The organism is Rhizobium sp. BK289, from assembly GCF_014193575.1.
Classification (GTDB): domain Bacteria; phylum Pseudomonadota; class Alphaproteobacteria; order Rhizobiales; family Rhizobiaceae; genus Rhizobium; species Rhizobium tropici_C.
In genome coordinates, this window is the sequence record NZ_JACHZO010000015.1 from 106,592 (window position 1) to 127,511 (window position 20,920).

Annotated in this window: 20 protein-coding genes; 8 read left to right on the forward strand and 12 right to left on the reverse strand. The window is 61.0% G+C overall.

The features are described 5' to 3' along the window. Positions 1–121 precede the first annotated feature (121 nt). The 3 genes from FHT84_RS24955 to FHT84_RS24965 all read right to left on the reverse strand — a co-directional run bounded on the left by FHT84_RS24955 (position 122) and on the right by FHT84_RS24965 (position 3,055). Positions 122–1,003, reverse strand: a complete 882-nt coding sequence (locus FHT84_RS24955) for an NAD(P)-dependent oxidoreductase (RefSeq protein WP_145644499.1) — start codon at positions 1,001–1,003, stop codon at positions 122–124. A gap of 124 nt (positions 1,004–1,127) precedes the next feature. Beyond that, positions 1,128–2,567 carry a pyruvate kinase gene (pyk, locus tag FHT84_RS24960; RefSeq protein ID WP_112343350.1) on the reverse strand — a complete coding sequence of 480 codons (1,440 nt, stop codon included), beginning with the start codon at positions 2,565–2,567 and terminating at the stop codon, positions 1,128–1,130. Next, entirely contained in the window at positions 2,567–3,055 is a 489-nt protein-coding gene (locus FHT84_RS24965) for a DUF1036 domain-containing protein (protein WP_112343349.1), read from the reverse strand. Before FHT84_RS24965 ends, pyk begins: the two co-directional genes overlap by 1 nt. A gap of 204 nt (positions 3,056–3,259) precedes the next feature. Here FHT84_RS24965 and FHT84_RS24970 point away from each other — a divergent pair, with 204 nt between their 5' ends. From FHT84_RS24970 to FHT84_RS24980, 3 genes are all read left to right on the forward strand, one after another. Then, positions 3,260–4,057 (forward strand): N-formylglutamate amidohydrolase, encoded by a 798-nt coding sequence (locus FHT84_RS24970; RefSeq protein ID WP_145644498.1) that lies wholly within the window; start codon positions 3,260–3,262, stop codon positions 4,055–4,057. Positions 4,058–4,084: 27 nt separating this feature from the next. Further along, complete coding sequence (locus FHT84_RS24975) at positions 4,085–4,390, forward strand: DUF1244 domain-containing protein (RefSeq protein ID WP_112343347.1); 306 nt, start codon at positions 4,085–4,087, stop codon at positions 4,388–4,390. A gap of 172 nt (positions 4,391–4,562) precedes the next feature. After that, complete coding sequence (locus tag FHT84_RS24980; RefSeq protein WP_069613239.1) at positions 4,563–4,814, forward strand: DUF2312 domain-containing protein; 252 nt, start codon at positions 4,563–4,565, stop codon at positions 4,812–4,814. A gap of 67 nt (positions 4,815–4,881) precedes the next feature. Here the strand turns inward: FHT84_RS24980 and FHT84_RS24985 are convergent, their stop codons facing one another. The 4 genes from FHT84_RS24985 to FHT84_RS25000 form a co-directional block, all read right to left on the reverse strand. Beyond that, positions 4,882–5,934 carry a nitronate monooxygenase gene (locus FHT84_RS24985; RefSeq protein WP_113249988.1) on the reverse strand — a complete coding sequence of 351 codons (1,053 nt, stop codon included), beginning with the start codon at positions 5,932–5,934 and terminating at the stop codon, positions 4,882–4,884. Positions 5,935–6,001: 67 nt separating this feature from the next. Then, the gene (locus FHT84_RS24990; protein ID WP_145644496.1) at positions 6,002–6,925 is read right to left on the reverse strand and encodes an NAD(P)-dependent oxidoreductase; all 924 of its coding nucleotides are present in this window, start codon (positions 6,923–6,925) and stop codon (positions 6,002–6,004) included. A 202-nt stretch (positions 6,926–7,127) separates the two neighbouring features. Beyond that, positions 7,128–8,225 carry a branched-chain amino acid aminotransferase gene (locus FHT84_RS24995; RefSeq protein WP_113249990.1) on the reverse strand — a complete coding sequence of 366 codons (1,098 nt, stop codon included), beginning with the start codon at positions 8,223–8,225 and terminating at the stop codon, positions 7,128–7,130. A gap of 191 nt (positions 8,226–8,416) precedes the next feature. Continuing rightward, positions 8,417–9,679, reverse strand: coding sequence for an NAD(P)/FAD-dependent oxidoreductase (locus tag FHT84_RS25000; RefSeq protein WP_145644494.1), 1,263 nt, complete (start codon positions 9,677–9,679; stop codon positions 8,417–8,419). A gap of 331 nt (positions 9,680–10,010) precedes the next feature. Between FHT84_RS25000 and FHT84_RS25005 the strand changes: the two genes are divergently transcribed. Further along, entirely contained in the window at positions 10,011–10,280 is a 270-nt protein-coding gene (locus FHT84_RS25005; protein ID WP_112343342.1) for a hypothetical protein, read from the forward strand. Between the two features lie 30 nt (positions 10,281–10,310). On the opposite strand, the gene FHT84_RS25010 is transcribed toward FHT84_RS25005, so the two are convergent. From FHT84_RS25010 to FHT84_RS25030, 5 genes are all read right to left on the reverse strand, one after another. Further along, the gene (locus FHT84_RS25010) at positions 10,311–11,012 is read right to left on the reverse strand and encodes a polysaccharide deacetylase family protein (RefSeq protein ID WP_113249992.1); all 702 of its coding nucleotides are present in this window, start codon (positions 11,010–11,012) and stop codon (positions 10,311–10,313) included. Between the two features lie 11 nt (positions 11,013–11,023). Beyond that, positions 11,024–11,866 carry a glycosyltransferase family 25 protein gene (locus tag FHT84_RS25015; protein WP_183764861.1) on the reverse strand — a complete coding sequence of 281 codons (843 nt, stop codon included), beginning with the start codon at positions 11,864–11,866 and terminating at the stop codon, positions 11,024–11,026. Between the two features lie 119 nt (positions 11,867–11,985). Next, positions 11,986–12,603: a hypothetical protein gene (locus FHT84_RS25020; RefSeq protein WP_113249993.1), complete on the reverse strand. Its 618-nt coding sequence runs from the start codon at positions 12,601–12,603 to the stop codon at positions 11,986–11,988. A 217-nt stretch (positions 12,604–12,820) separates the two neighbouring features. Next, entirely contained in the window at positions 12,821–14,773 is a 1,953-nt protein-coding gene (locus FHT84_RS25025) for a DUF882 domain-containing protein (protein ID WP_145644490.1), read from the reverse strand. Positions 14,774–14,948: 175 nt separating this feature from the next. Further along, the gene (locus FHT84_RS25030; RefSeq protein ID WP_112343337.1) at positions 14,949–16,529 is read right to left on the reverse strand and encodes a sigma-54 dependent transcriptional regulator; all 1,581 of its coding nucleotides are present in this window, start codon (positions 16,527–16,529) and stop codon (positions 14,949–14,951) included. 220 nt (positions 16,530–16,749) lie between these two features. Here FHT84_RS25030 and FHT84_RS25035 point away from each other — a divergent pair, with 220 nt between their 5' ends. From FHT84_RS25035 to FHT84_RS25050, 4 genes are all read left to right on the forward strand, one after another. Then, complete coding sequence (locus FHT84_RS25035; RefSeq protein WP_145644489.1) at positions 16,750–18,594, forward strand: M3 family oligoendopeptidase; 1,845 nt, start codon at positions 16,750–16,752, stop codon at positions 18,592–18,594. 174 nt (positions 18,595–18,768) lie between these two features. After that, positions 18,769–19,929, forward strand: coding sequence for an aminodeoxychorismate synthase component I (locus FHT84_RS25040; protein WP_113249996.1), 1,161 nt, complete (start codon positions 18,769–18,771; stop codon positions 19,927–19,929). After that, a complete protein-coding gene (locus FHT84_RS25045; RefSeq protein WP_183764864.1) occupies positions 19,914–20,558 on the forward strand; it encodes an aminotransferase class IV family protein in 645 nt (214 codons plus the stop codon). The genes FHT84_RS25040 and FHT84_RS25045 overlap by 16 nt, the downstream gene beginning before the upstream one ends. Continuing rightward, the gene (locus FHT84_RS25050) at positions 20,559–20,843 is read left to right on the forward strand and encodes a YciI family protein (RefSeq protein WP_183764867.1); all 285 of its coding nucleotides are present in this window, start codon (positions 20,559–20,561) and stop codon (positions 20,841–20,843) included. The last annotated feature ends 77 nt before the right edge of the window (positions 20,844–20,920 follow it).

The window sequence follows — 20,920 nt, forward strand, 5'->3', positions numbered from 1 at the left end:
GCGGCGATCTCCGCTCATATGCGATACCCCTACCCTTGTGGGGGAGATGTCACGCAGTGACAGAGGGGGTATGCACCTCCGCAAACTCGATCAGCTATGGATAAATCTCCCAGCTGCCGAACTACCCCACCAACCCCGCATCTTTCGCCGCCAGCGCGCCAATCGCCGACCAGTCCAGCTCCTCGCCGCCATGCGCCAGCAGGTTGAGGAACCGGTCACGCAGCAGGCTCGCCAATGGCAGCGGCACGTTCAGCGCCTCGCCGGCAGCGAGCGCCAGCCGGATATCCTTCTGGCCGAGCGGTGCGGCGAAACCGGCTGGTTGGAACTTGCGATCCGCGATCAGCCCGCCATAGGTCTTGTAGACAGGCGCGTTGAAGAGCGTCGAGGTCAAGAGATCGAGATAGGCATGCCGGTCGACACCGCCCTTCTCGACCAGCGCCATAGCCTCGCCCAGCGACTCGATGACCGAAGCGATGAGGAAATTGCCGCTGACCTTGACGAGATTGGCTGCCTTCGGCTCCTCGCCGAGGACGAAAGTCCGCTGACCGATCGCGTCGAAGAGCGGCGTAACCGACTGGATGGCGTCTGGCGCACCCGCGGCGGCAACGAAAAGCTTCGCCGCAGCAGCAGCGTCCGGACGGCCGAAGACGGGCGCGGCAACGAAGCGCTGGCCCACCGCGGTGTGCTCTTTGGTGAGCCGCTCGGACATCGCCACGCTGATTGTGCTTGCAGAGATATGGACTGCACCCTTACCAAGGCTTGCCAGAACGCCGCCATCGCCATGGACGACGGCCGATAGCGCATCGTCATGTGCGAGCATGGTGAAGACTGCCTCGCCGGCGCACGCTTCCGCCACGGTCGCCGCAACCTTGGCGCCCTCGCCGGCCAGAGCCTCGGCCTTGTCGCGCGAACGATTGTAGACGGTCACCTCATGCCCGGCCTTGATAAGATTGACGGCCATGGCACTGCCCATCTGGCCCAATCCGATAAATCCGACTTTCATTGGCATATCTCCTTCTTCATCCGCCTACCTGGGATTGCAGGCGCTTCGGCTCAAGAAAAAACCCGCCGTCTTTCGACAGCGGGTTTCGGATGTTTGAGGCGCTGCCGCAATCAGATGTCGGCAATCACACGCCGGACTGACCGTCCGAACCGATATAGGCAATGCGCAGCATGTTGGTGGCACCGGGCGTACCGAGCGGCACGCCGGCCGAAATGATGATGCGGTCACCCGGCTTGCCGAAGCCTTCCTCGGCAACGATACGGCAGGCATTGTTGACCATGTCGTCGAGGTCGGTCGCATCGTGGGTAACAACGCAATGCATGCCCCAGACGACGGACAGGCGACGCGCCGTCTGGATGATCGGCGACAGCGCCAGGATCGGAACCTGCGGACGCTCGCGCGAGGCGCGCAGGCCGGTCGTGCCCGACGAGGTGTAGCAGACGATGGCGGCGAGCTTCAGAGTCTCGGCGATCTGACGGGCGGCGAGCGAGATCGCATCGGCGCCGGTCGCTTCCGGAAGCGCACGCTGTGCATAGATGATGCCCGGATAATGCGGCTCGCGCTCGATCGTGCCGGCGATCGAAGCCATCATGGAAACGGCTTCGACCGGATAGTCGCCGGAGGCGGATTCTGCCGACAGCATGACGGCATCGGCGCCTTCGAAGACGGCGGTCGCGACGTCGGACACTTCAGCGCGGGTCGGGACCGGCGCGGAGATCATCGATTCCAGCATCTGCGTGGCAACGACCACCGGCTTGCCGGAGCGGCGGCAGGCGCGGATCAGCTGCTTCTGAATGCCGGGAACGGCTTCCAGCGGCATTTCCACGCCGAGGTCGCCACGGGCCACCATCAGCGCGTCGGAAAGCTCGATGATTTCCTCGATGCGCTCGACGGCCTGCGGCTTCTCGATCTTCGACATCAGGCCGACGCGGCCATGGGAGATCTTGCGGACTTCCGTCAGGTCTTCCGGACGCTGGATGAAGGAAAGCGCCACCCAGTCGACTTCGTTGGTGGCGAGAACGGCATCGAGATCGGTGCGATCCTTGTCGGTCAGCGCGCCGACGCCAAGCAGCGTGTCGGGCAGGCTGACGCCCTTGCGGTCGGAAATCTTCGTGCCCGAAATGACCGTGGTGACGATGCTCTTGCCGTCGCACTTCTCGGCACGCAGCGCCAGCTTGCCGTCATCGATCAGCAGGCGATGGCCGGGCTGAACCGATTCCAGGATTTCCGGATGCGGCAGGAACACGCGCGTGTTGTCGCCGGGCGTATCCTGATTGTCGAGCGTAAACGTCTGGCCGGGCTTGAGATCGACCTTGCCTTCGGCAAACTTGCCGACACGCAGCTTGGGACCCTGCAAATCGGCGAGAATTCCGATCGGGCGGCCACAGCGGGCTTCGACGGCGCGAATGCGCTGGATCAGCGTGCGCATCAGGTCATGGCTGGCATGGCTCATGTTGATGCGGAACAGATCTGCCCCGGCCTCATGGAGCTTCTGGATCATTTCCTCCGAAGAGGATGCCGGACCGAGCGTTGCGAGGATTTTGACTTTGCGGTTTCGTCTCATCAATTCTGGCTTTCCTGGCTGCCCGAGGTATCGGAGAGCTGAACCATCCAGCTTGCCTGACGCCCCGTGTCGTATTCCTTGAATCCCATCTTTTGGTAGCCACGAGCGTAGCAGTCTTTCACACCTGGGATTTTGAATTCATTTTCCGCCACGCACATTTCGACGTCGCCCGTCCAGCGGCCGCCGCGAGCCGCATCTTCTGCGTAGAGATAATAATAGCGGGATTGAAGCGGCCCCTCGATCAGCGTGGCACAGGTGGTCGCCGGAACCTGCCACCATCCCTCCGTCACCCAGCCATCCTTCGCACGGTAGCCGATCGCGACACCGACGAGATTCTGCGTGCCGTTGCAAACGCGGAAGTCGGCATGAGCCGCATTTGGCATGAAGAAGAACGGCGCTGCCGCGGCGAGAATGAGGAAGGCGATTCGGGCGAGCGGACCTGACCGCTTAACGAAACGTGGCGCGACTTGGCTGGACACGGCTTCCAATTGGCTCCCGGTTATTCGTTGTTGCGTCTTCTTGCGCCGCCATCCCATGAATGTCAACGCAACTCTAATCGATTATATTTTCTTCGCGGGATGGTGACGGCGCCCCGCGCCGTTCCTCATCCGGTCGAAGCTGCAAACCTTGCACCTTCCATCCGCACATGCAATCAAACAAAGAGTTGAAAATTTCGATAACCGACAATCTGCATGACCGACTTCAGACCATTCGAAATCATATCCGGCAATCGTGACAAAGGCATGGTCATTCTTGGCGATCACGCCATGCGGCATCTACCTGAGCGCTATGGCAGCCTCGGCCTGCCGGAAGCCGCCTTCTCCCGCCACATTGCCTACGACATCGGTATCGAAAGCCTGTGCCGTCATCTCTGCGAGAGGTTGGGTGTGCCTGGCGTCCTCGGCGGCTTTTCCCGCCTGCTGATCGATCCGAACCGCGGCGAGGACGATCCGACCCTGATCATGAAGATCTCGGACGGGGCGATCATCCCAGGCAATCACCCGATCACGAATGAAGAGTGGAATTACCGCATCCAAGCCTTCCACCGGCCCTACCATCAAGCCGTCGACGAGACGATTTCAGCGGTGGCCACAACGACGGGCAAGGCACCTCTGATCCTGTCGCTGCACTCCTTCACGCCGGCGTGGAAGGGTGTTCCTCGGCCCTGGCATGCAAGCGTGCTCTGGGATAACGACGATCGCGCCGTCGCGCCGCTCCTTGCAAAGCTCGGCGCCGATACCAATCTCGTCATTGGTGACAATGAGCCGTATGACGGTGCGTTGCGCAACGACACGATGTTCCGCCATTGCATGATGAAGGGCATTCCGCATGCACTGTTGGAAGTCCGGCAGGATCTGATCGGCGACGAGGCCGGCATTGCCGAATGGGCCGATCGCCTGGCACCGATTTTCGCGGAGATAAACGCCGATCCGGCGCTCCATGAATATAAGCAATATCCTTCGCGCACCGGTCCTTACGAGATCTACTAGGCCGGCAAGCGAACAGAGGAGTAACAGATGACCACGCTCACCAAGGAACAAGAGACCGAGCTTGAGGCCGCCGCCTTCCGCCGCCTCGTGGCACACTTGCGCGAACGCAGCGACGTTCAGAACATCGACCTGATGAACTTGGCCGGTTTCTGCCGCAACTGCCTCTCCAACTGGTATCGCGAAGCGGCCGAAGAGGCAGGCCTCCCCGTCAGCAAGGATGAGTCCCGGGAAATGATCTACGGCATGTCCTACGAGGATTGGAAAAACCTGCACCAGAAAGAAGCCTCGCCTGTGCAAAAAGCCGCTTTCGAGCAGAACAAGCCAAAAGATTAACGCTCCCTTCACCAATCCGGCTTGACCTTGCGCGCCATTCGCGGCACGTCAACTGCCCGATCGAATTCGAAATCCCGCGCAAGCCCTGAAGCGATGTGCCCCTATCGGTGACCGACCGATCTCATCTGCGACCGGCTGTAAGCGACCCTTTGAGACCCTTTAGGAGAAGTGCATGGAAGAGAACAGCGTCGAGAACGTGGCCGCGGCGGAACTGCGTCAATTCATCGAGCGCATCGAGCGCCTCGAAGAAGAAAAGGCCGCCATCCAGTCCGATATCAAGGATGTGATGGGCGAAGCCAAGGGCCGCGGCTACGACACCAAGGCGATCCGCACCATCATCCGCCTTCGCAAGAAGGACGCGAACGAACGTCTGGAAGAAGAATCCATCCTGCAGACCTACATGGCCGCACTCGGCATGGAATAATCGAGGCTTCACAAGCCTTGCGAGACGATCGGGAGCCGGTTTGCCGGCTCCTTTCTTTTTAAGCGCATCACTCTGCGAAAAGACGACCGATCAATTCGGCGGCACTCCCCTGCCACAGCTCGCCCCTGCCGGTTCCCGACCAGAGAGACAGGAAATCCGGCAATCCCTTCGCCGTCGACGCAGCACGTATGTCCCGCGTGAATTTGTTCTGCGCCGGAAAGGCAAGGATGGCGTCCGGCTTCCCATCCATCTCGTCCATGAAGCGGTTCTCGATCCCGCGCGCAAAGCGGCCCGAAAAGGCGCGTGTCGTGCGCGTCCTGCGTTCCGATGTTTCGACAAGCTTCTTGCGATAGGGAGCCGACGTTCCGGCCTCCGTGCAGGCAAGGAAGGCCGTGCCCATCTGCACGACCTGCGCACCCGCCTGCAGCGCCGCCCGGATATCGCTCGGGGTCATGATACCGCCGGCTGCAATCAGCGGCACGCGAATGGTGCCGACGCATTGCGCCAGGAGATCGCGCATGCCGATTTCCGGATCCGCTGCCCCGGCATCGAAAATGCCGCGGTGCCCGCCCGCTTCGAAGCCCTGCAGCACGATCGCATCCACGCCGCTGTCTTCCAGTGCCCTCGCCTCCTCAAGCGTCGTCGCCGTGCCGATCAGCGGGATACCAGCCTTTTTCGCCTCGCGGATATGGTCGATGGGGAGCAGACCGAAGACGAAGCTGAAACATGCCGGTTTGACGCGCAACACGGCTTCGAATTGCGCGTCGAAATCCTCCTCATAGGGAGCCGCAAGCTGCGGCGAAGGCAGCTCCAGTTCCTGTCTGTACCGGGCGGTCGCCGCCACTGCGCGCTCAAGCCGATCGGCCGCAACTTCGGGAATCGAATGCGGAATGAAAAGATTGATCGAAAACGGACGATCGGTTCGCTGGCGCACCTGATCCGCAAAGGCCTCGATGGCAGCGGCATTGGAATAGGCGCCCCCCATGGCACCGAGCGCTCCTGCAGCCGACGCAGCCGCCACAAGCTCCACCGATGAGGGACCGCCCGCCATCGGCGCAACGATCAGCGGGTGCTTCAAACCGAGTTGGCGAAAGAGATTGTGGTCCGCAGCAGCCGGCATATCCGTCTTCCTTTCGGCAGTGTCTGTTTCCGTCTCAATGCAACATAGGTGCCGGCACAGCGCTTTCCTAGGATCGGTCGAGGGCCGATGTGCGAGCCTCGATGGCGGCAATCACAGACATCATATCGAGCCGTCCGTTGCCGAGGTCCACGCTTTCTCCATAGAGCGTGCGGCAGAGATCGAGAACTGGCGACGCCATGCCGGCGGCGTGCGCCGCCTGGGCGATCATGTTTGTGCTGTTGAACGCATCGGCGGTTGCGGCCTGCACTGAAAAATCCCTGGCGATGAGCTTCGGAATTTTCACGCGTGTCAGGTCGCTCGCCATGGGACCGGAATCGATCGCGGCCTGGAAGGTGGTGAGATCGAGCCCGTTTCTCTCGGCAAAATGCGCCGCCTCGGCCAACCCCGCCAGCATCGTGCAAAGATAGAGATTGACTGTCAGTTTCATCAGCAGCGCATTGCCGATGGGACCGCAGAGGATCGTTTCGCGGCACATGGGCGCAAGCAGCGGTCGCACTTCGGCGACCGTCTCCGCGTCGCCGCCGAGCATCGCGACGAGCTGCGCCGTCTCTGCAGGCTTGCGCGAGCCCGAAACCGGCGCCTCGACATAGCGCCCGCCGGCGGCGAGAATATCGGCGGCAAGCCCACGCGAATAGCCCGGCGAATTGCTTCCCATCGAAACCACGACATGCCCGATGACCAGCTTGGCAAAGCCCGGCGTCCCGCGCTGCAGGACCTCATCCAGCACCGTTTCGTTGACGAGCATCAGAATGACGACGCGCGTGCGCGCAAACACCTCCTCGGCACTCGCCGCCACCGCGGCATTCGCCTCGCGCAACGGATCGGCCGCTGCCGCAGAGCGGTTCCAGACCACCAGCCTAGTGCCTGATTTTGCAAGATTGAGAGCCATCGGCTGGCCCATGACGCCAAGGCCGACAAAACCGATCTCCTCGCCCGGCTCACCGCCGGAACGTTCGCTGACGCTGGTCATCACAACAACTCCGATGTTTCGGGTGACGATGCGATCTCTGGAGCAATTCCAGGAAAAGTGCGCAGCTGTTTTCCGTCCGGAATTGCGTGAAACAAAGAGATTGAGCGGTTCAGATATTTTACGAAAAGCTGAACCGTTCTTGTGTCAGAGCCGACGGGAGAGCTCATATGCCTTTCCCGCCGGGTATCGGTTCATGGTCCGCTTAGAACAGGCGGTCCAGCCACTCATTCTTATCCGGCGCCCGGCCGAACTGGATATCGGTCAGCGCGGCCTTCAGGCGCTGTGTCGTCACGCCGGCATTGCCATCGCCAATGATGAAGCTATGTTTGCGGCCCTTGACCTTGCCGATCGGCGTCACGACAGCCGCCGTGCCGCAAGCGAAGGATTCGCGCAGGCGCCCGCTCTCGGCATCGGCCTGCCACTGCTCGATCGAATAGGGCTCTTCGCGGACAGTCAGGCCCATGTCGCGCCCGAGCTTGATCAGCGAATCGCGCGTGATGCCCGGCAGGATCGTGCCGGTCAGCGGCGGCGTCTGCAGAGATCCATCATCGAAGACGAAGAAGACGTTCATGCCACCAAGCTCCTCGATCCAGCGCTTTTCGACGGCATCGAGGAAGACGACCTGATCGCAGCCTTCGCGCTGACCTTCGGCCAATGCGGCAAGGCTTGCCGCATAATTGCCGCCGCACTTGGCCGCACCCGTGCCGCCAGGAGCCGCGCGGGTGAAATTCTCCGAGACCCAGAGCGTGACAGCCGATCCACCGCCCTTGAAAAAGGAGGCGACCGGGGAAGCAATGACGCAGTAGATGTATTCTGCCGATGGCTTTGTGCCGAGAGCGACTTCCGTGCCGATCAGGAACGGCCGGAGATAGAGCGACGAACCTTCCGCAGTCGGGATCCATTCGCGATCGATCTTGACCAGCTCGCGAACGGACTCGACGAAGAGCTCTTCCGGCAAGCGCGGCATGGCCAGCCGCTCGGCCGAATTCTGGAAACGCCGTGCGTTGGCGCTCGGACGGAAGAGGGCTGCCCCACCATCGGGCAGGTGGTAGGCCTTCATGCCTTCGAAGATTTCCTGCGCATAATGAAGCGCCACGGTCGCTGGATCGAGAGGCAGCGCCTTGCGCGCCTCAATCTTGGCGCTGTGCCAGCCCCGGTCCTGCGAATAGCGGATGGTCGCCATATGATCGGTGAAGATGCGACCGAAACCCGGATTTTGCAGCAGCGCTTCGCGCTCGCTGGCCGTTGCAGGATTCGGATTTTTCTCGATGGCGAAGGTTAACGTGTCGCCGTTGCTCATGGCTCCTCCAATGCTTCTTTTATCGCGGTTTTCGCCGCCCATCTCCCGAAGGATGGTTTAAATCAAATCGGGTGGTATTTGATTGCGTTTACGCCTGTTCCTGCGCAAGTTTAAGAGTGATTTTCAGAAATTTATGAGGCAAATCGTCATTTCCCTTCCCCAGCCGGCGCGCCCCTCATACCAACCTCCTGTCACAGCGCTTTCGCAACCGCTTCGGCGGCCGCCGCCCCGGTCTCGTAGGCACCATGCGCCGTCGAGTATCGCGCCCTCGAACAGGCTTCCCCGGCAAAGAACAACCGATTATCGCGGGCGGCGGCCAATACCCCGCGAAGATCGGACGCGCCGGGCGTCGCGTAGGAATAGGACCCGCCGACGAAGGGTTCGCCCGCCCAGGCGGACCTGATAAGGGGCGACAATGTTGCGCCGACATCCGAACCGAAGACGCGCTTCAGCTGTTCCACTGAAAAAGCAAACATCGCCTCCATGCCTTGCCGTTCCAGATCAAGCGCAAGATCACCGGCAAAATAGGCTTCGATCACAGGCGCGCCGAACGGCCTCAGCTGGTAGGCACCTGTTCGGCGATTGTGCTGCGATCCCATGACATGCGTATCCTCCGGAAACATATCCGGCTCGGCAATGCGAATGAAAAGCTTGTTGGCCAGGCCGAGCGGCAGACGCGATGCGGCCTCGATCTTCTCCGGCAAATGCGGCCAGAAGGCGATGCGTTCGGCCGCCAGGACATTGGTGGAGACGGTGACGATGACGGTCTTTACCCGCAGCTCGCCCTTGCTCGTGGAAAGCACGATGTGGGCGGCGCCGCTATGGTCGATGTGACCGACCTCGACGCCAAGGACGGTCGGCACGGGCAGGCCATAGGTCGCAACCAGCGTTCCGTAGCCCTGCCGCACCCGCCAATCCGGGCCAGGACCGGGATCATAGCGGCCAAGGTCGATCACCGAGGACTTGTCGAGCTCTCCTCCGGTCATGAACGCGCCGACGGCATGGATCCGTTCACTCCAAGGATCGTCCGGTGCCACCAGGGTCGAAAGATCCGCATCATCTTCGCCTTCATAAGCATAGGCGCGTCCGAAAAATCCGTTCACGGCGGCGCCCGCGGCCTTTACCCCGGGATCGTCTTGCTCGAGCCGATGCCCGCCATCGCTCCAGGGCGCGGGCGTGCGATCGACGGTCAGGCCGACTTCTTCGGCGATTCCGGTCCAGGCATTGGTACGCGCGCCATGCAGCCAGCCGCAGCCGAGGTCGAGCGCGGTTCCACCCACACCGGACGGATGGACCGTGCGCGCGCGACCGCCGACGCGATCGGAGGCTTCCAGCAACAGGATAGAGAGATCCGGACGAAGCCGCTGCAATTGCCGGGCAGCGCCCACACCTGCGGCTCCGGCACCGATCACGGCAACGTCGACCTCGCCGCCTTTCCAGGACTCGATGGGCATTCCAATTCCTTTGCGCGCATGCACCGGAGAGCGATCCGCCGCGCACGATAATAGACGATGGGAGGCCCGCCAATCCGCCAGCGCAGGCCTCATCGCTCATCTGTAGCCGACCTCGACACAGCATGTAAACGGGCACGGTTGCCCATACCAAATTGCCGCATTGAGCTGAAACGGCGAATGTCGTACGTGCTTCATCCAGGCAGACAATGGAGAGAGATCATGCGCAAGCGGGTCTTCGCAACAAGGCAATGGCTGGTGCGCATCCCGTGCGCCGTCGCATTGAAATATCTCGGCTCCCAATCCGCCTGGACGCCTAGTTTTGGAGGCAATGATGCCGACACAGCTCAATAAGACGGCCGCCGGCCGCCGCGCCACGTTCAAGCCTCACCCGCAGACACCGATGTTCACGAAAGAATGGTCCTTTCCGGCCATTCTCACCGTCTTTCTGTTCGGTGTCTGTGGCCTGATCGCCTATTTCACATGGACCCTCATGCCACCGGCCACGCCGATGAGAAACCATGTCGGCAGCCCCATCACGCTCACCGATCACAATGGGCAGACCATTGCGGATCGCGCTCCTGCACCGGAAAAGCAGCCATGACCGGTGCCGCCGTGAATTGGCGACCGCCCGTTATCCGAGGATGCATTTTTTGACGAAATGCATCCAGCTGTCGTTGCGCCGGATGGTCGCTCGCGGCAAACCGAACGGATCGTCGGCCGACCGCGCGCGGCCGCGCCGGGTCGTCGTTGCGGCGCTATAGCCCGCCTCATAGGTCAATACGCGATCGAGCGGCGTTTCGTCACCATAGGGAAAGCAGAAGGACGAGATGCCCTCGTCGAGCAGGTCTTCCAGCAGCTCGCGCGAATGCGTGATCTGGCGCCGTGCCTCTTCCATCGGCAATCGCGGGAGGCGTACATGATCGAGCGTGTGCGATCCTACCTCGTGCCCCAGGCTGTGCCAGTGGCGCAATTGTTCGACCGACATGCAGGGCGCATGCGCCACGCCGATGGGCGTATCCCAGACATTGCTGCCGCCGATCTGGTTCACCACCACGAAATTCGTGGCCGTGAAGCCGAACTCCTGCAACACCGGCAATGCATTCTCGTAAACATTGGCATAGCTGTCGTCGAAGGTGATGGCGGCGACCCTGCCGGATTTTTCTCCCCGGACGTAGGGCATTGCCTCACGCAGCGTCATGCCCTGAATGCCAAGCCTTTTCAGCCACTCCATCTGACGATGGAAGGCTTCGGGATGAACGACCATGCTTCTATACGGCGCCTTGCGCGACGGCGGCACCGCAATCTGATGATAAGCGAGAATTGGAACGGTCACGATATGGCGTCTCAGATGAAGCGGCGCGAACGAAGGGCAATTTTCGCGCGATAGAGTGGCCGCAACACCTCTCGGGAAAGCCGTTCCGCCAACGTCCTGTCGCTTTTGATGGTACTGCCGCCAAGCTGCGGAGAAATCTCGTGTACACCGCCTGGCAGGACCGCCAGCGGAGATACGCGGGTCAACCAGCTCATCTGCACGGTCGTATCCACGGGGCGATCAAAAACCGATGTCGCCTCCAGCAGGCGGATAGCCGCATCGCGGCTGACGAGCTGGGCCACCATGCCGAGACCGATCCGGATCGGCTGGATGACATTGGTCCCGCCCTCGGAGAGAACGCACTTGCCATGCTCCCTGCCCATGCGGAATGGAAAACGAATGAACGAACCGGGCTTCAGGCAAGTTTTGGCTGCGGCAAAGGCAGCCCGGAACGCATCATCGATCTCGACGTCGTCCTCGAAGACGAGGCCAGCATCGATACCCTGCTCGACAATGGCGGCCCATGCTTTGCGATGCGACAGGAAGCAGGCGATTTCCCCCATGCTCATTTCGAAGGGATAATACGGCTTCTGCAGTCGGCGGCGATAGACGCGCTCGACCGCGCTATCCGTCAGAGTGCGCCCATCGACCGCTTCGATGACCTCGCTTGGCACCGGCAGTCTGGCTGCAAGCCGCTCGACCTGGGGCATGCGGTCACGGGCGCGCTCCAGATGAATGATAAAGCCGCGAATGACGGGCTGCTTGGCTTCTTCCAGTCTGGCGTCGGCGGGATTGGGCGCATGATCGAACTCGAATCCCGCATGAGATCTTTCGAGCGGCAGCGCCGAAGACGGGTTGAATTCGTGGGTTTGCATTAAGAGTACCTCGGTCCTTTTCGCGAGGCTCTAGCAACCGTGAATGAAAGCGAACTTAGGCTAACCTGAGCCGAAACTGAAAACGGTTGTTTTCAATCGACTCGACAACTGAAAGAAGGTTAGACGAGCAGGCTGATGCGCCCGCTCGCCATCTTGTCGTCGACCCAGCGGCGCTCGTCCAGCCAGGCATGACGCTTCCATCCTTCCCAGCTGAAGCCGCACAGCTTGACATCCCACTCGTCGGCGGGCAAACGCGACAGGGCATAGCGGATGCCGAAAAAGCCGGTGCTTGGAAAGAGTTGGCGCATCCGGCATTCGCTCACGCCAAGCTCCTCACAGCCTTCGATATAGAATTGTGGCGGCATGATGCGGATCTCCTTGCCGGCAGCGCCGACGAGTTCGATCGTCCGCATCGTCCAGTCGCTTCTCCTGCCTTTCAGGCGCGAAAGGAAGTTGGGCTTGGGGTGATATTTGCCGATGATGACGGGATGGTAGGCAAGCACGACCTCCTTTGCGGCCCTGAAGGTGGCGCTGGCCAGGAAGGCCGGATCCGTCAGCCGGCGTTGCATCGGCTTGCTGGAGGTTGCGAGCATGAGAATATCGGTGCGCGATCCGCTCATGCCGATCGACGCCTTCGGCTCGTTGAAGCGCATTGTAAAATCCGCTCTGTCCACGATCTCCGAGAGATCGCGCGGCAGCTTGCCATTGCCGATGATGATTGCTGTCTTTCGATTCAAACGCGGATATCCAGCCTTGGAAAGACTGCCGCCCTAATCCGGCTGAATGAAACGACGCTGAATGAAGCGTGAGGCCAGGATGAATAAAAGCTGACTTGAACCTGAAAGCGGATGCGGTGTCACCTGTGAGCAACAGCACTGTATCTCAGCTGCACCCGCCATATGCAAAGGGAGCCCAAGCGGCTCCGCGAGGACTGCATAGAATAGGAATCTCAGCCTATTCGACCGAATTGAACTTCTTCACCTGAAGGAAGTTCACGGCGGAACCGCTGAAACGCTCCGGATCGATCGATGCCGTCTGCATCTTGAAGCCATCCGTGTAGACGGCGGTCGGCTGGGCACGCAGCGTCGCGCTGACGAAACGTGGCGCCTTGACGGGGCGATTGACGATCTCGACGCGGGCCTTTGCGATCGCCCACTGCGAAATCATCTTCTCCGTCAGCGTCGGCGCGGTCGTCACGGTAGCGCGGCCAGCATCGGCCTCTACCGCATCCTGTTTACTCGGCCGCGAGCCCTTGGTTGCTATGCCGGCGGCAATCGGACGTTCCTGCGGCGTCACAGTATCGAAGCTGTCGTTGAAGCGACGGCTGCTGGCCTTGACCTCGTTGCGGATCGGCGCGAGCGCCGCCACCTGCATCGGCATCTGCTGCGCAGGTCGCTGCTGCGGCAGGACCGACGCGATAGCCTGAGCGGCACCGTTCCCGCCCGCTGCCCCGTCACTGACCGGCGCAATCTGATCTTTCGAGGCAACATCATTAAGCGGCGGGGTAACCGCAGCAGTCGCATCGGACCGATCGGGACGGCTCTGCTCGAGGGCGGCGACGACCGAAGGCGAAAGGGCGGCGACATCGGCCTGATCGTCGAGCGCTTCCTGATCCGCGTCAGTGGACGCCAAAAGGTTTTCAGCAAGTTCGGGGCGTTGTGCCGGCACCGGTACGGAAGCGACCTGGCCCTTCATATCAGCCTCGGCCGAGGCCAGCTCGGCATCGCCAGGCGCACGCCGATCGAGCAAGGCCGGAACGGGCACGTGATAGGAGCGAAGATCGGCATATTGCGGCTGATCGTCCGTGTTCGGCATTGCCGCCGCAAGCGCGTCCTGCGCGGCGTTACGCGACGGCGAGACAAGGGCGGACGCAACATCGCTGCCGGCAGGCTGATTGCCAAAGGCCGGACGAACCTGCGGAACGGGAGCGTTTACGCTCGCAACCTGAACCTGAGCGGGAGTTTGGACCGGAGCGGCGCTATCGTCACCATCATCGCTCGCAACCGGAGCCGGCTGACCCTTACGCGTTGCCGAAGCCACGGCCACCGGCGCTGCCGCCGTGCCACTTTCCGCATTGTCCTCTTCCTCATCCGCACCGCCGCCGCCAAACAGGCGGGCAAAGAAGCCGCGGCGCGGCGACGAGGAGCTAGCGATCTGAATATCGTCGGACGACATGCGGCGCTTATAGTCGGCAACTGCCTGCTGATAGCCCGGCAGCGGCCGGCCATCCGCCGGAATATGCATGGTCTTGCCGTCCGGGAACAGGCGGACAAGATCCTGGCGATCCATGCGCGGCCAGGCGCGCACACCGCCGACATCCATATGGACGAAGGGGGAGCCGGAGGTCGGATAATAGCCGACGCCGCCCACCTGAAGCTTCATGCCAAGCTCGCGCAGCTTGGTGAGCTTGACATCTGGAATATAGAAATCCATCGCATTGCCGAGCATGTGCTGGCTCTTCTTGGCAACGCCTGTATGGGCGGAGCGCGTGCGCAGCATCTCATTGGTGCCGGGCGAACGGAAGCCGCAGATCACGTAGATGAATTCATGCGAACCGCTTTCGCGGTAGACTTCCCAGATCAGATCGAACAGGCGCGGATTCATCTTGGTCGGCTGATTCTTGCGCCAGTCGCGCAGGATGCGGTTCAGCTTCTCCAGGCCGTCCGGATCGAACTTGCCATTACGCTTATAGGTGATGACGGCCTTTTCGCCGGTGTGGACGTAATAGATCTTGAGGCTGCGGGTTTCACCGCCGGCCTGCGAAGGGGTGCCGACGAAAACAGGGGTGGAAACGGCCAAGGCAAGGAGGCCAACGGCTGCAACCTTGGCCACCTTGCGAAATAAGTCAGAGCACGCAGAATGCCAGCTCAAGCTTTTAGGCTTGGTATTTCCACTCAAATTCGGCAATTCGATCCCCGTCCGACAGACAATGTCGCATCGTGTTCCAAATGGCTGTCAATTGCGGTGACACGATGGCAAAAATGCCACACATGGTCGCCCTCTTCATACATGGTGAACGATGCACTAACAAGTGCTTTACGACGGGTAACAAAATATGCTTGCCTAAACGTTAAATCACCACTCATGCGGCGTTTTTTTGCGGGTCATCCGGGTCTATGCCGTAGTCCTTCAACTTTCGGTAGAGAGTTGAGCGGCCGATCCCGAGCTTTCTCGCCACTTGACTCATCTGTCCGCGATAGAATTTCAAGGCAAATCGGATGAGTTCTTCCTCGACATCCGCCAGTTTTCTGACATCGCCCGATGTATTGGTGCTGACGATGACATTGTCGGAAGCGCTCTCGGAAGCATCGCCGCCCGGAAGAGAAGAGGTTGCAGCCGCAGCCTGAAGAAGGGGGCGTGCGGCCCGTTCCGCTCTCTCCGTTGCAATGTTATCCGCCGCGTGCGCCTGCGAATTATCCACAACTAACGTCGGGTGCTCGGCGGCGAAGTAGCCGGGCAACTGCGCGGCGATCTGCGGGAAATCCGTATCGCGCAGTTCGGGCCCTTCAGACAGAACGACGGCGCGGAAGATCGCGTTTTCGAGCTGGCGGATATTGCCCGGCCAATCATAGGCCGTCAGCAGCGCAAGAGCGTCGTTGCTGATTCCGAGCGGATGGTCGAGCTTCTGCTCGAGCGCGAATCGGTCAGCGAAGGCGCGTGCCAGATGGGGAATATCTTCCTTGCGGCGTCGCAATGCCGGCATGGTGATCGGGAAGACGTTGAGGCGATAATAGAGATCCTCGCGGAACCGCCCTGCCTTGACCTCTTCGATCAGATCCTTGTTGGTCGCCGAGATCAGCCGGACATTGACCTTCTGCGCGACGCGCGCGCCGACGGTCTCGATTTCGCCCTGCTGAACGGCGCGCAGCAGCTTGACCTGGACATCAAGCGGCAGATCGCCGATCTCGTCGAGGAATAGCGTGCCGCCATCGGCCTCCATGAACTTGCCGACATGGCGCTCCGCAGCACCCGTAAAGGCGCCCTTCTCATGACCGAAAAGGATGCTTTCGACCAGATTGTGCGGAATGGCGCCGCAGTTGACCGTCACGAACGGCTTGCCGGCACGGTCGCTGGCTGCCTGGATGGCGCGCGCGACCAGTTCCTTGCCGACGCCGGATTCGCCTTCCAGTACCACGGGAATATTCGATTGCGCCGCGCGATGGGCAAGGTCGATCACACGCATCATCGCCGGGCTTGCCGAGACGATATCGTCGAAAGTGATGCTGCTCGAGCGCGACTTGCGCCCGGCGCGGGCCTTGGCCTCGCGCTGGTCCAGCTTCAGCGCATTGGCGATCGACGCCGCGATACGCTCCGGCGATACCGGCTTGACGACGAAATCGAAGGCGCCGGCCCGCATGGCCTGCACCACGGTATCGATGCCGCCCTGCCCCGTCTGAACGATCACGGGCAGATCGATGCCCATATCGTTCAGGGCGCCCAGGAACTCGATGCCGTTCATTTCCGGCATCATGAGATCGAGCACGATCACATTGATCTGATCGCTGCTGCGCTTCAAAACTTCGAGGCCGAGACGGCCATTCTCTGCCAAATGAGCGACGTGTCCGTGCCGCTCGATGGCATTCTTCAGCAGACGGCGTTGAATCGGATCATCCTCAACAACGAGAATCTGCGCGCCCCCCTTGGCGCTATTGTAAACGGTCATTGGTGCCTCACTTCATGCGAAACCTGAAGCGAACACTCGCAGAAAGGCTTGAACATGAAGTTTTGCCAAATCATCGCATTTTAATCATTATGACGAATGTAATATCGCTTATGTTTCAAGCGCCAATGCAAGGAAATCAGGCCTTGCAGCATGCTTTTCGGCCGATTAGACACGAACGGACCGGACGTTCCGAAAAATAAAAGCAGAGGAAATATCGCCCATGAGCCCGACCTCGCTCCATCGATCCCTTAACTTTTCCGCAAGCCAGGCCGTCGGACAAGCGCTTGGCGACCTGCCAGCCTGGAAACTCAGCGACCTCTATCCGTCCGCGACCTCGCCGGCCTTCCTCAATGACATGGAAAGGGCGGGCAAGATGGCCGTCGCCTTCGAGGAAAAGTGGAAGGGAAAGCTTACCGATGCCGCCGCCAAATCGGGCGATGCCGGTATCGGCGCGGCCCTCAAGGAGTATGAAGCGCTTGACGACATCATGGGCCGCCTCGGCTCGTATGCCGGGCTCACCTATTTCTCCAATACGGCCGATCCGGCCAACGGCAAGCTCTATGGCGATGTCCAGGCTAAGCTGACGGACTACTCCTCGCATCTCCTGTTCTTCGCGCTGGAACTCAACCGTATCGACGATGCGGTGATGGACGCCTGCATGGCGAACGACCCCGCCGCCGGCCACTATCGCCCGTGGATCGTCGACCTGCGCAAGGACAAGCCCCATCAGCTCGACGACAAGCTGGAACAGCTGTTCCTGGAAAAATCCATGACGAGTGCCGCCGCCTTCAACCGCCTGTTCGACGAAACGATGGCGGAACTGCGCTTCGAGATCGACGGCGAGAAGCAGCCACTGGAAGTCGCCTTGAATATGCTGCAGGAGCAGGATCCGGAGATACGCCGCAAGGCCGCCATGGCGCTTGCCGAAACCTTCAAGGCCAATTTGCGCACTTTCACGCTCATCACTAATACGCTCGCCAAGGACAAGGAAATCGCCGATCGCTGGCGCGGCTTCGAGGATATCGCCGACAGCAGGCATCTGGCCAACCGCGTCGAGCGCGAGGTGGTGGATGCGCTGGCGGCGGCCGTGCGCGAGGCCTATCCGCGCCTCTCGCATCGCTATTACAAGATGAAAGCCAAGTGGCTCGGCATGGACCAGATGAACTTCTGGGACCGCAATGCACCGCTGCCGGAGACGCCCAACGCCCTGATCCCCTGGACCGAAGCGAAAGACACGGTTCTTTCCGCCTATGGCAGTTTCGCGCCGGAAATGGCCGCCATTGCCAAGCGCTTCTTCGACGAGGAATGGATCGACGCGCCGGTGCGCCCGGGCAAGGCGCCGGGCGCTTTTGCCCATCCGACGGTCCCTTCGGCCCACCCTTATGTTCTTGTCAACTATATGGGCAAGCCGCGCGATGTCATGACGCTGGCGCACGAGCTTGGCCATGGCGTGCACCAGGTGCTGGCCGGCGGCCAGGGCGCGCTGATGTGCCAGACGCCGCTGACGCTCGCGGAAACCGCCTCGGTCTTCGGCGAGATGCTGACCTTCCGCGCGCTCCTTGACAGGACCACCGACAAGCGCGAACGCAAGGCCATGCTCGCCCAGAAGGTCGAGGACATGATCAATACGGTCGTCCGCCAGATCGCCTTCTACGAATTCGAGCGCAAGGTTCATACTGCCCGCAAGAATGGCGAGCTGACATCGGACAATATCGGCGAGCTGTGGCTCTCGGTACAGGCAGAGAGCTTAGGCCCGGCGATCAAGATTTCCGAGGGCTACGAGACCTACTGGGCCTATATCCCCCATTTCATCCACTCGCCCTTCTACGTCTACGCCTATGCCTTTGGCGATTGCCTGGTGAACTCGCTCTATGCCGTCTACCAAAACGCCGAAAAGGGTTTCCAGGACAAGTATTTCGAGCTCCTGAAGGCCGGCGGCACCAAGCACCACTCCGAACTGCTGAAGCCCTTCGGCCTCGACGCGACCGATCCGTCGTTCTGGAGCAAGGGACTGTCGATGATCGAAGGGCTGATCGACGAGCTGGAAGCGCTAGATAAGAACTGAAATCCCGTCTGCTCTAAGGAAAAGCAGGCCAGGCATCTTCGCTGTTGCCGAAGCTTTGCGCTTGGCCCCTCACCCCGCCGATGCGGGGAGAGAGTTGGGGTGAGAGGCCAAGCGTAACGGCATATGCAATCATGCCTCGGGATCACTGAACAAAGACTGGATCGAAATCCGCGCATGGCCGATGCCATACCCTACGTCCTCTTCAGGGACGACAGCACAGGACAGGTGATGATCTTCGCCGAACCGGCCGAGGTCATCATGGCCCATACGCGCGTGCAGTTTTTCGATGCGCTGGATCGCATGGAAAGGGCCAGGCAAGAGGGAAAATGGCTGGCCGGCTACATGGCCTACGAGGCCGGGCATCTCTTCGAGGAAAAACTCGCATCCTTCGCCGAGGAAAACAGGGAAACACCGCTGCTATGTTTCGGCGTTTTCGATGCGCCGGCCGCCGACGGCCATCCACTCGGTCAGCCGGCGCAGCGCCCGGAAAACCAGGAGTTTCTCACAGAGCCGAAGGCCGGCTGGAATTTCGAGATATATAAGGAGCGCTTCGACAGGCTGCATTGGCATCTGCGTCAGGGCGATTGCTATCAGGCAAACCTCACCATGCCGATCCGTGCCCGCTGGAACGGCGATCCGCGCGCTGCCTTTTGGTCGCTGATCGAACGGCAGCCGGTGAAATACGGCGCGCTCGTCGATCTCGGCGGGCCGATCATCCTGTCGCGCTCGCCGGAGCTTTTCTTCCGCACGGACGAGGATGGCTGGATCGAGACGCATCCGATGAAGGGCACGGCCAAGCGCGGCAAGGATGCCGCCGATGACGACGAGATCATCGCCGCCATGCTCGCCGACGAGAAGACGCAGGCCGAAAACCGCATGATCGTCGACTTGCTTCGCAACGATATCTCGCGCATCACCGAAGTCGGCACGCTGGACGTTCCCAAGCTTTTCGAAATCGAGACCTATCCCACGCTGCACCAGATGGTCAGCCATGTGCAGGCGAAGCTGCTTCCCGGCATCACCATTCGCGATATCCTCGCAGCACTTTTTCCCTGCGGCTCGATCACCGGCGCGCCGAAAATGCGGGCGATGGAAATCCTGCACGACCTCGAAGGCAGCCCGCGCGACGCCTATTGCGGCGCGATCGGCATGATCTCGCCTGGTGGTGCCATGCGTTTTTCGGTGGCGATCCGCACGATCACGCTTTTCGAAGACGGCCGCGCGGTGTTCAATGTCGGCGGAGGCATCGTCTTCGATTCGACGGCGGAAGCGGAATATGAGGAATGCCTCCTCAAGGCGCGCTTTGCCGTGGGGGACCGATGGATCGACCGGTAGAGGATTTTTCCCTGATCGAGACGCTGCGCTACGAGCCGGAAACCGGCTTCGTTCGCCTGCGCCTGCATCTCGCCCGCCTGCAGCGCTCCGCCCGCCGCCTCGGCTTTTCAGCTCCGAAGAACGTGCTCGGAAAACTGGAACAGGCGATTGCCGGTACCGCTGTGCCTTTGAGGGTTCGGTTGACGCTGGATCGTGAAGGCCAGACGGCAGTGACGACGGCCCCCTTTGTCCCGCTGCCACCCGACACCGTCTGGCGGGTCCGCATTGCCGCAACCCGGCTCGATTCCGCCGACAAGCTGCTGCGCGTCAAAACCACGCGCCGCGCAGTTTATGAGGCAGCGCGCGCGGAATATCGGCCTGACGAAGCAGACGAGGTGCTGCTGCTCAATGAGAAGGGCGAGTTGTGCGAGGGCACGATCACCTCGGTCTTCATCGAGGATGGTCCGGACGCGCTGCGCACTCCGCCGATTTCCGCCGGACTGCTTGCCGGCGTCTTGCGCACGGAACTCATCTGCCAGCGCAAGGCCCGCGTCGGCCGCATCCGCGTCGACGACCTTAAAGACCATACCCTTTACGTCGGAAACTCCCTGCGCGGCCTGATCCGCGCGCAACTCCTATGGAATGATTGAATGTTCATCCTCTCACTCACCTATCTCAAGGGCAATGACGAAGCTGACAGGTATATGGAGCCGCACATGGCCTGGGTGAAGGAAGGCTATGCCAAGGGATGGTTTTTGGCCTCCGGCCGCAAGGTGCCGCGCACCGGCGGCGTCATCTTCGCCCGCGGCGAGCGTACCGAACTGGAGGCCTATGCTGCAGCCGACCCCTTCACCATTCATGGCATCGCCGTCTATGAGATCCAGGAAATCGCGCTGACCACCGTTACCGATGACCTGGAAGCCTTGAAAGGCTGAGCGCGGCCGGCGCTGCATTTCCCATAGGTCAGTAAAAACAAACCTTGAAGGCAACAAACTCGTCGCATATGGCGTGT

Excerpts from the sequence above, each read along its gene's own strand:
- FHT84_RS25040 (WP_113249996.1), top strand. The coding sequence starts at position 18,769 with ATGGCCGATGCCATACCCTACGTCCTCTTCAGGGACGACAGCACAGGA.
- FHT84_RS25005 (WP_112343342.1), top strand. The coding sequence starts at position 10,011 with ATGCCGACACAGCTCAATAAGACGGCCGCCGGCCGCCGCGCCACGTTC.
- FHT84_RS24980 (WP_069613239.1), top strand. The coding sequence starts at position 4,563 with ATGGAAGAGAACAGCGTCGAGAACGTGGCCGCGGCGGAACTGCGTCAA.
- FHT84_RS24975 (WP_112343347.1), top strand. The coding sequence starts at position 4,085 with ATGACCACGCTCACCAAGGAACAAGAGACCGAGCTTGAGGCCGCCGCC.
- FHT84_RS25035 (WP_145644489.1), top strand. The coding sequence starts at position 16,750 with ATGAGCCCGACCTCGCTCCATCGATCCCTTAACTTTTCCGCAAGCCAG.
- FHT84_RS24995 (WP_113249990.1), bottom strand. The coding sequence starts at position 8,225 with ATGAGCAACGGCGACACGTTAACCTTCGCCATCGAGAAAAATCCGAAT.
- FHT84_RS25030 (WP_112343337.1), bottom strand. The coding sequence starts at position 16,529 with ATGACCGTTTACAATAGCGCCAAGGGGGGCGCGCAGATTCTCGTTGTT.
- FHT84_RS24970 (WP_145644498.1), top strand. The coding sequence starts at position 3,260 with ATGACCGACTTCAGACCATTCGAAATCATATCCGGCAATCGTGACAAA.
- FHT84_RS24990 (WP_145644496.1), bottom strand. The coding sequence starts at position 6,925 with ATGACCAGCGTCAGCGAACGTTCCGGCGGTGAGCCGGGCGAGGAGATC.
- FHT84_RS25000 (WP_145644494.1), bottom strand. The coding sequence starts at position 9,679 with ATGCCCATCGAGTCCTGGAAAGGCGGCGAGGTCGACGTTGCCGTGATC.
- FHT84_RS24955 (WP_145644499.1), bottom strand. The coding sequence starts at position 1,003 with ATGAAAGTCGGATTTATCGGATTGGGCCAGATGGGCAGTGCCATGGCC.
- FHT84_RS25045 (WP_183764864.1), top strand. The coding sequence starts at position 19,914 with ATGGATCGACCGGTAGAGGATTTTTCCCTGATCGAGACGCTGCGCTAC.
- FHT84_RS24985 (WP_113249988.1), bottom strand. The coding sequence starts at position 5,934 with ATGCCGGCTGCTGCGGACCACAATCTCTTTCGCCAACTCGGTTTGAAG.
- FHT84_RS25050 (WP_183764867.1), top strand. The coding sequence starts at position 20,559 with ATGTTCATCCTCTCACTCACCTATCTCAAGGGCAATGACGAAGCTGAC.
- FHT84_RS25015 (WP_183764861.1), bottom strand. The coding sequence starts at position 11,866 with ATGCAAACCCACGAATTCAACCCGTCTTCGGCGCTGCCGCTCGAAAGA.
- pyk (WP_112343350.1), bottom strand. The coding sequence starts at position 2,567 with ATGAGACGAAACCGCAAAGTCAAAATCCTCGCAACGCTCGGTCCGGCA.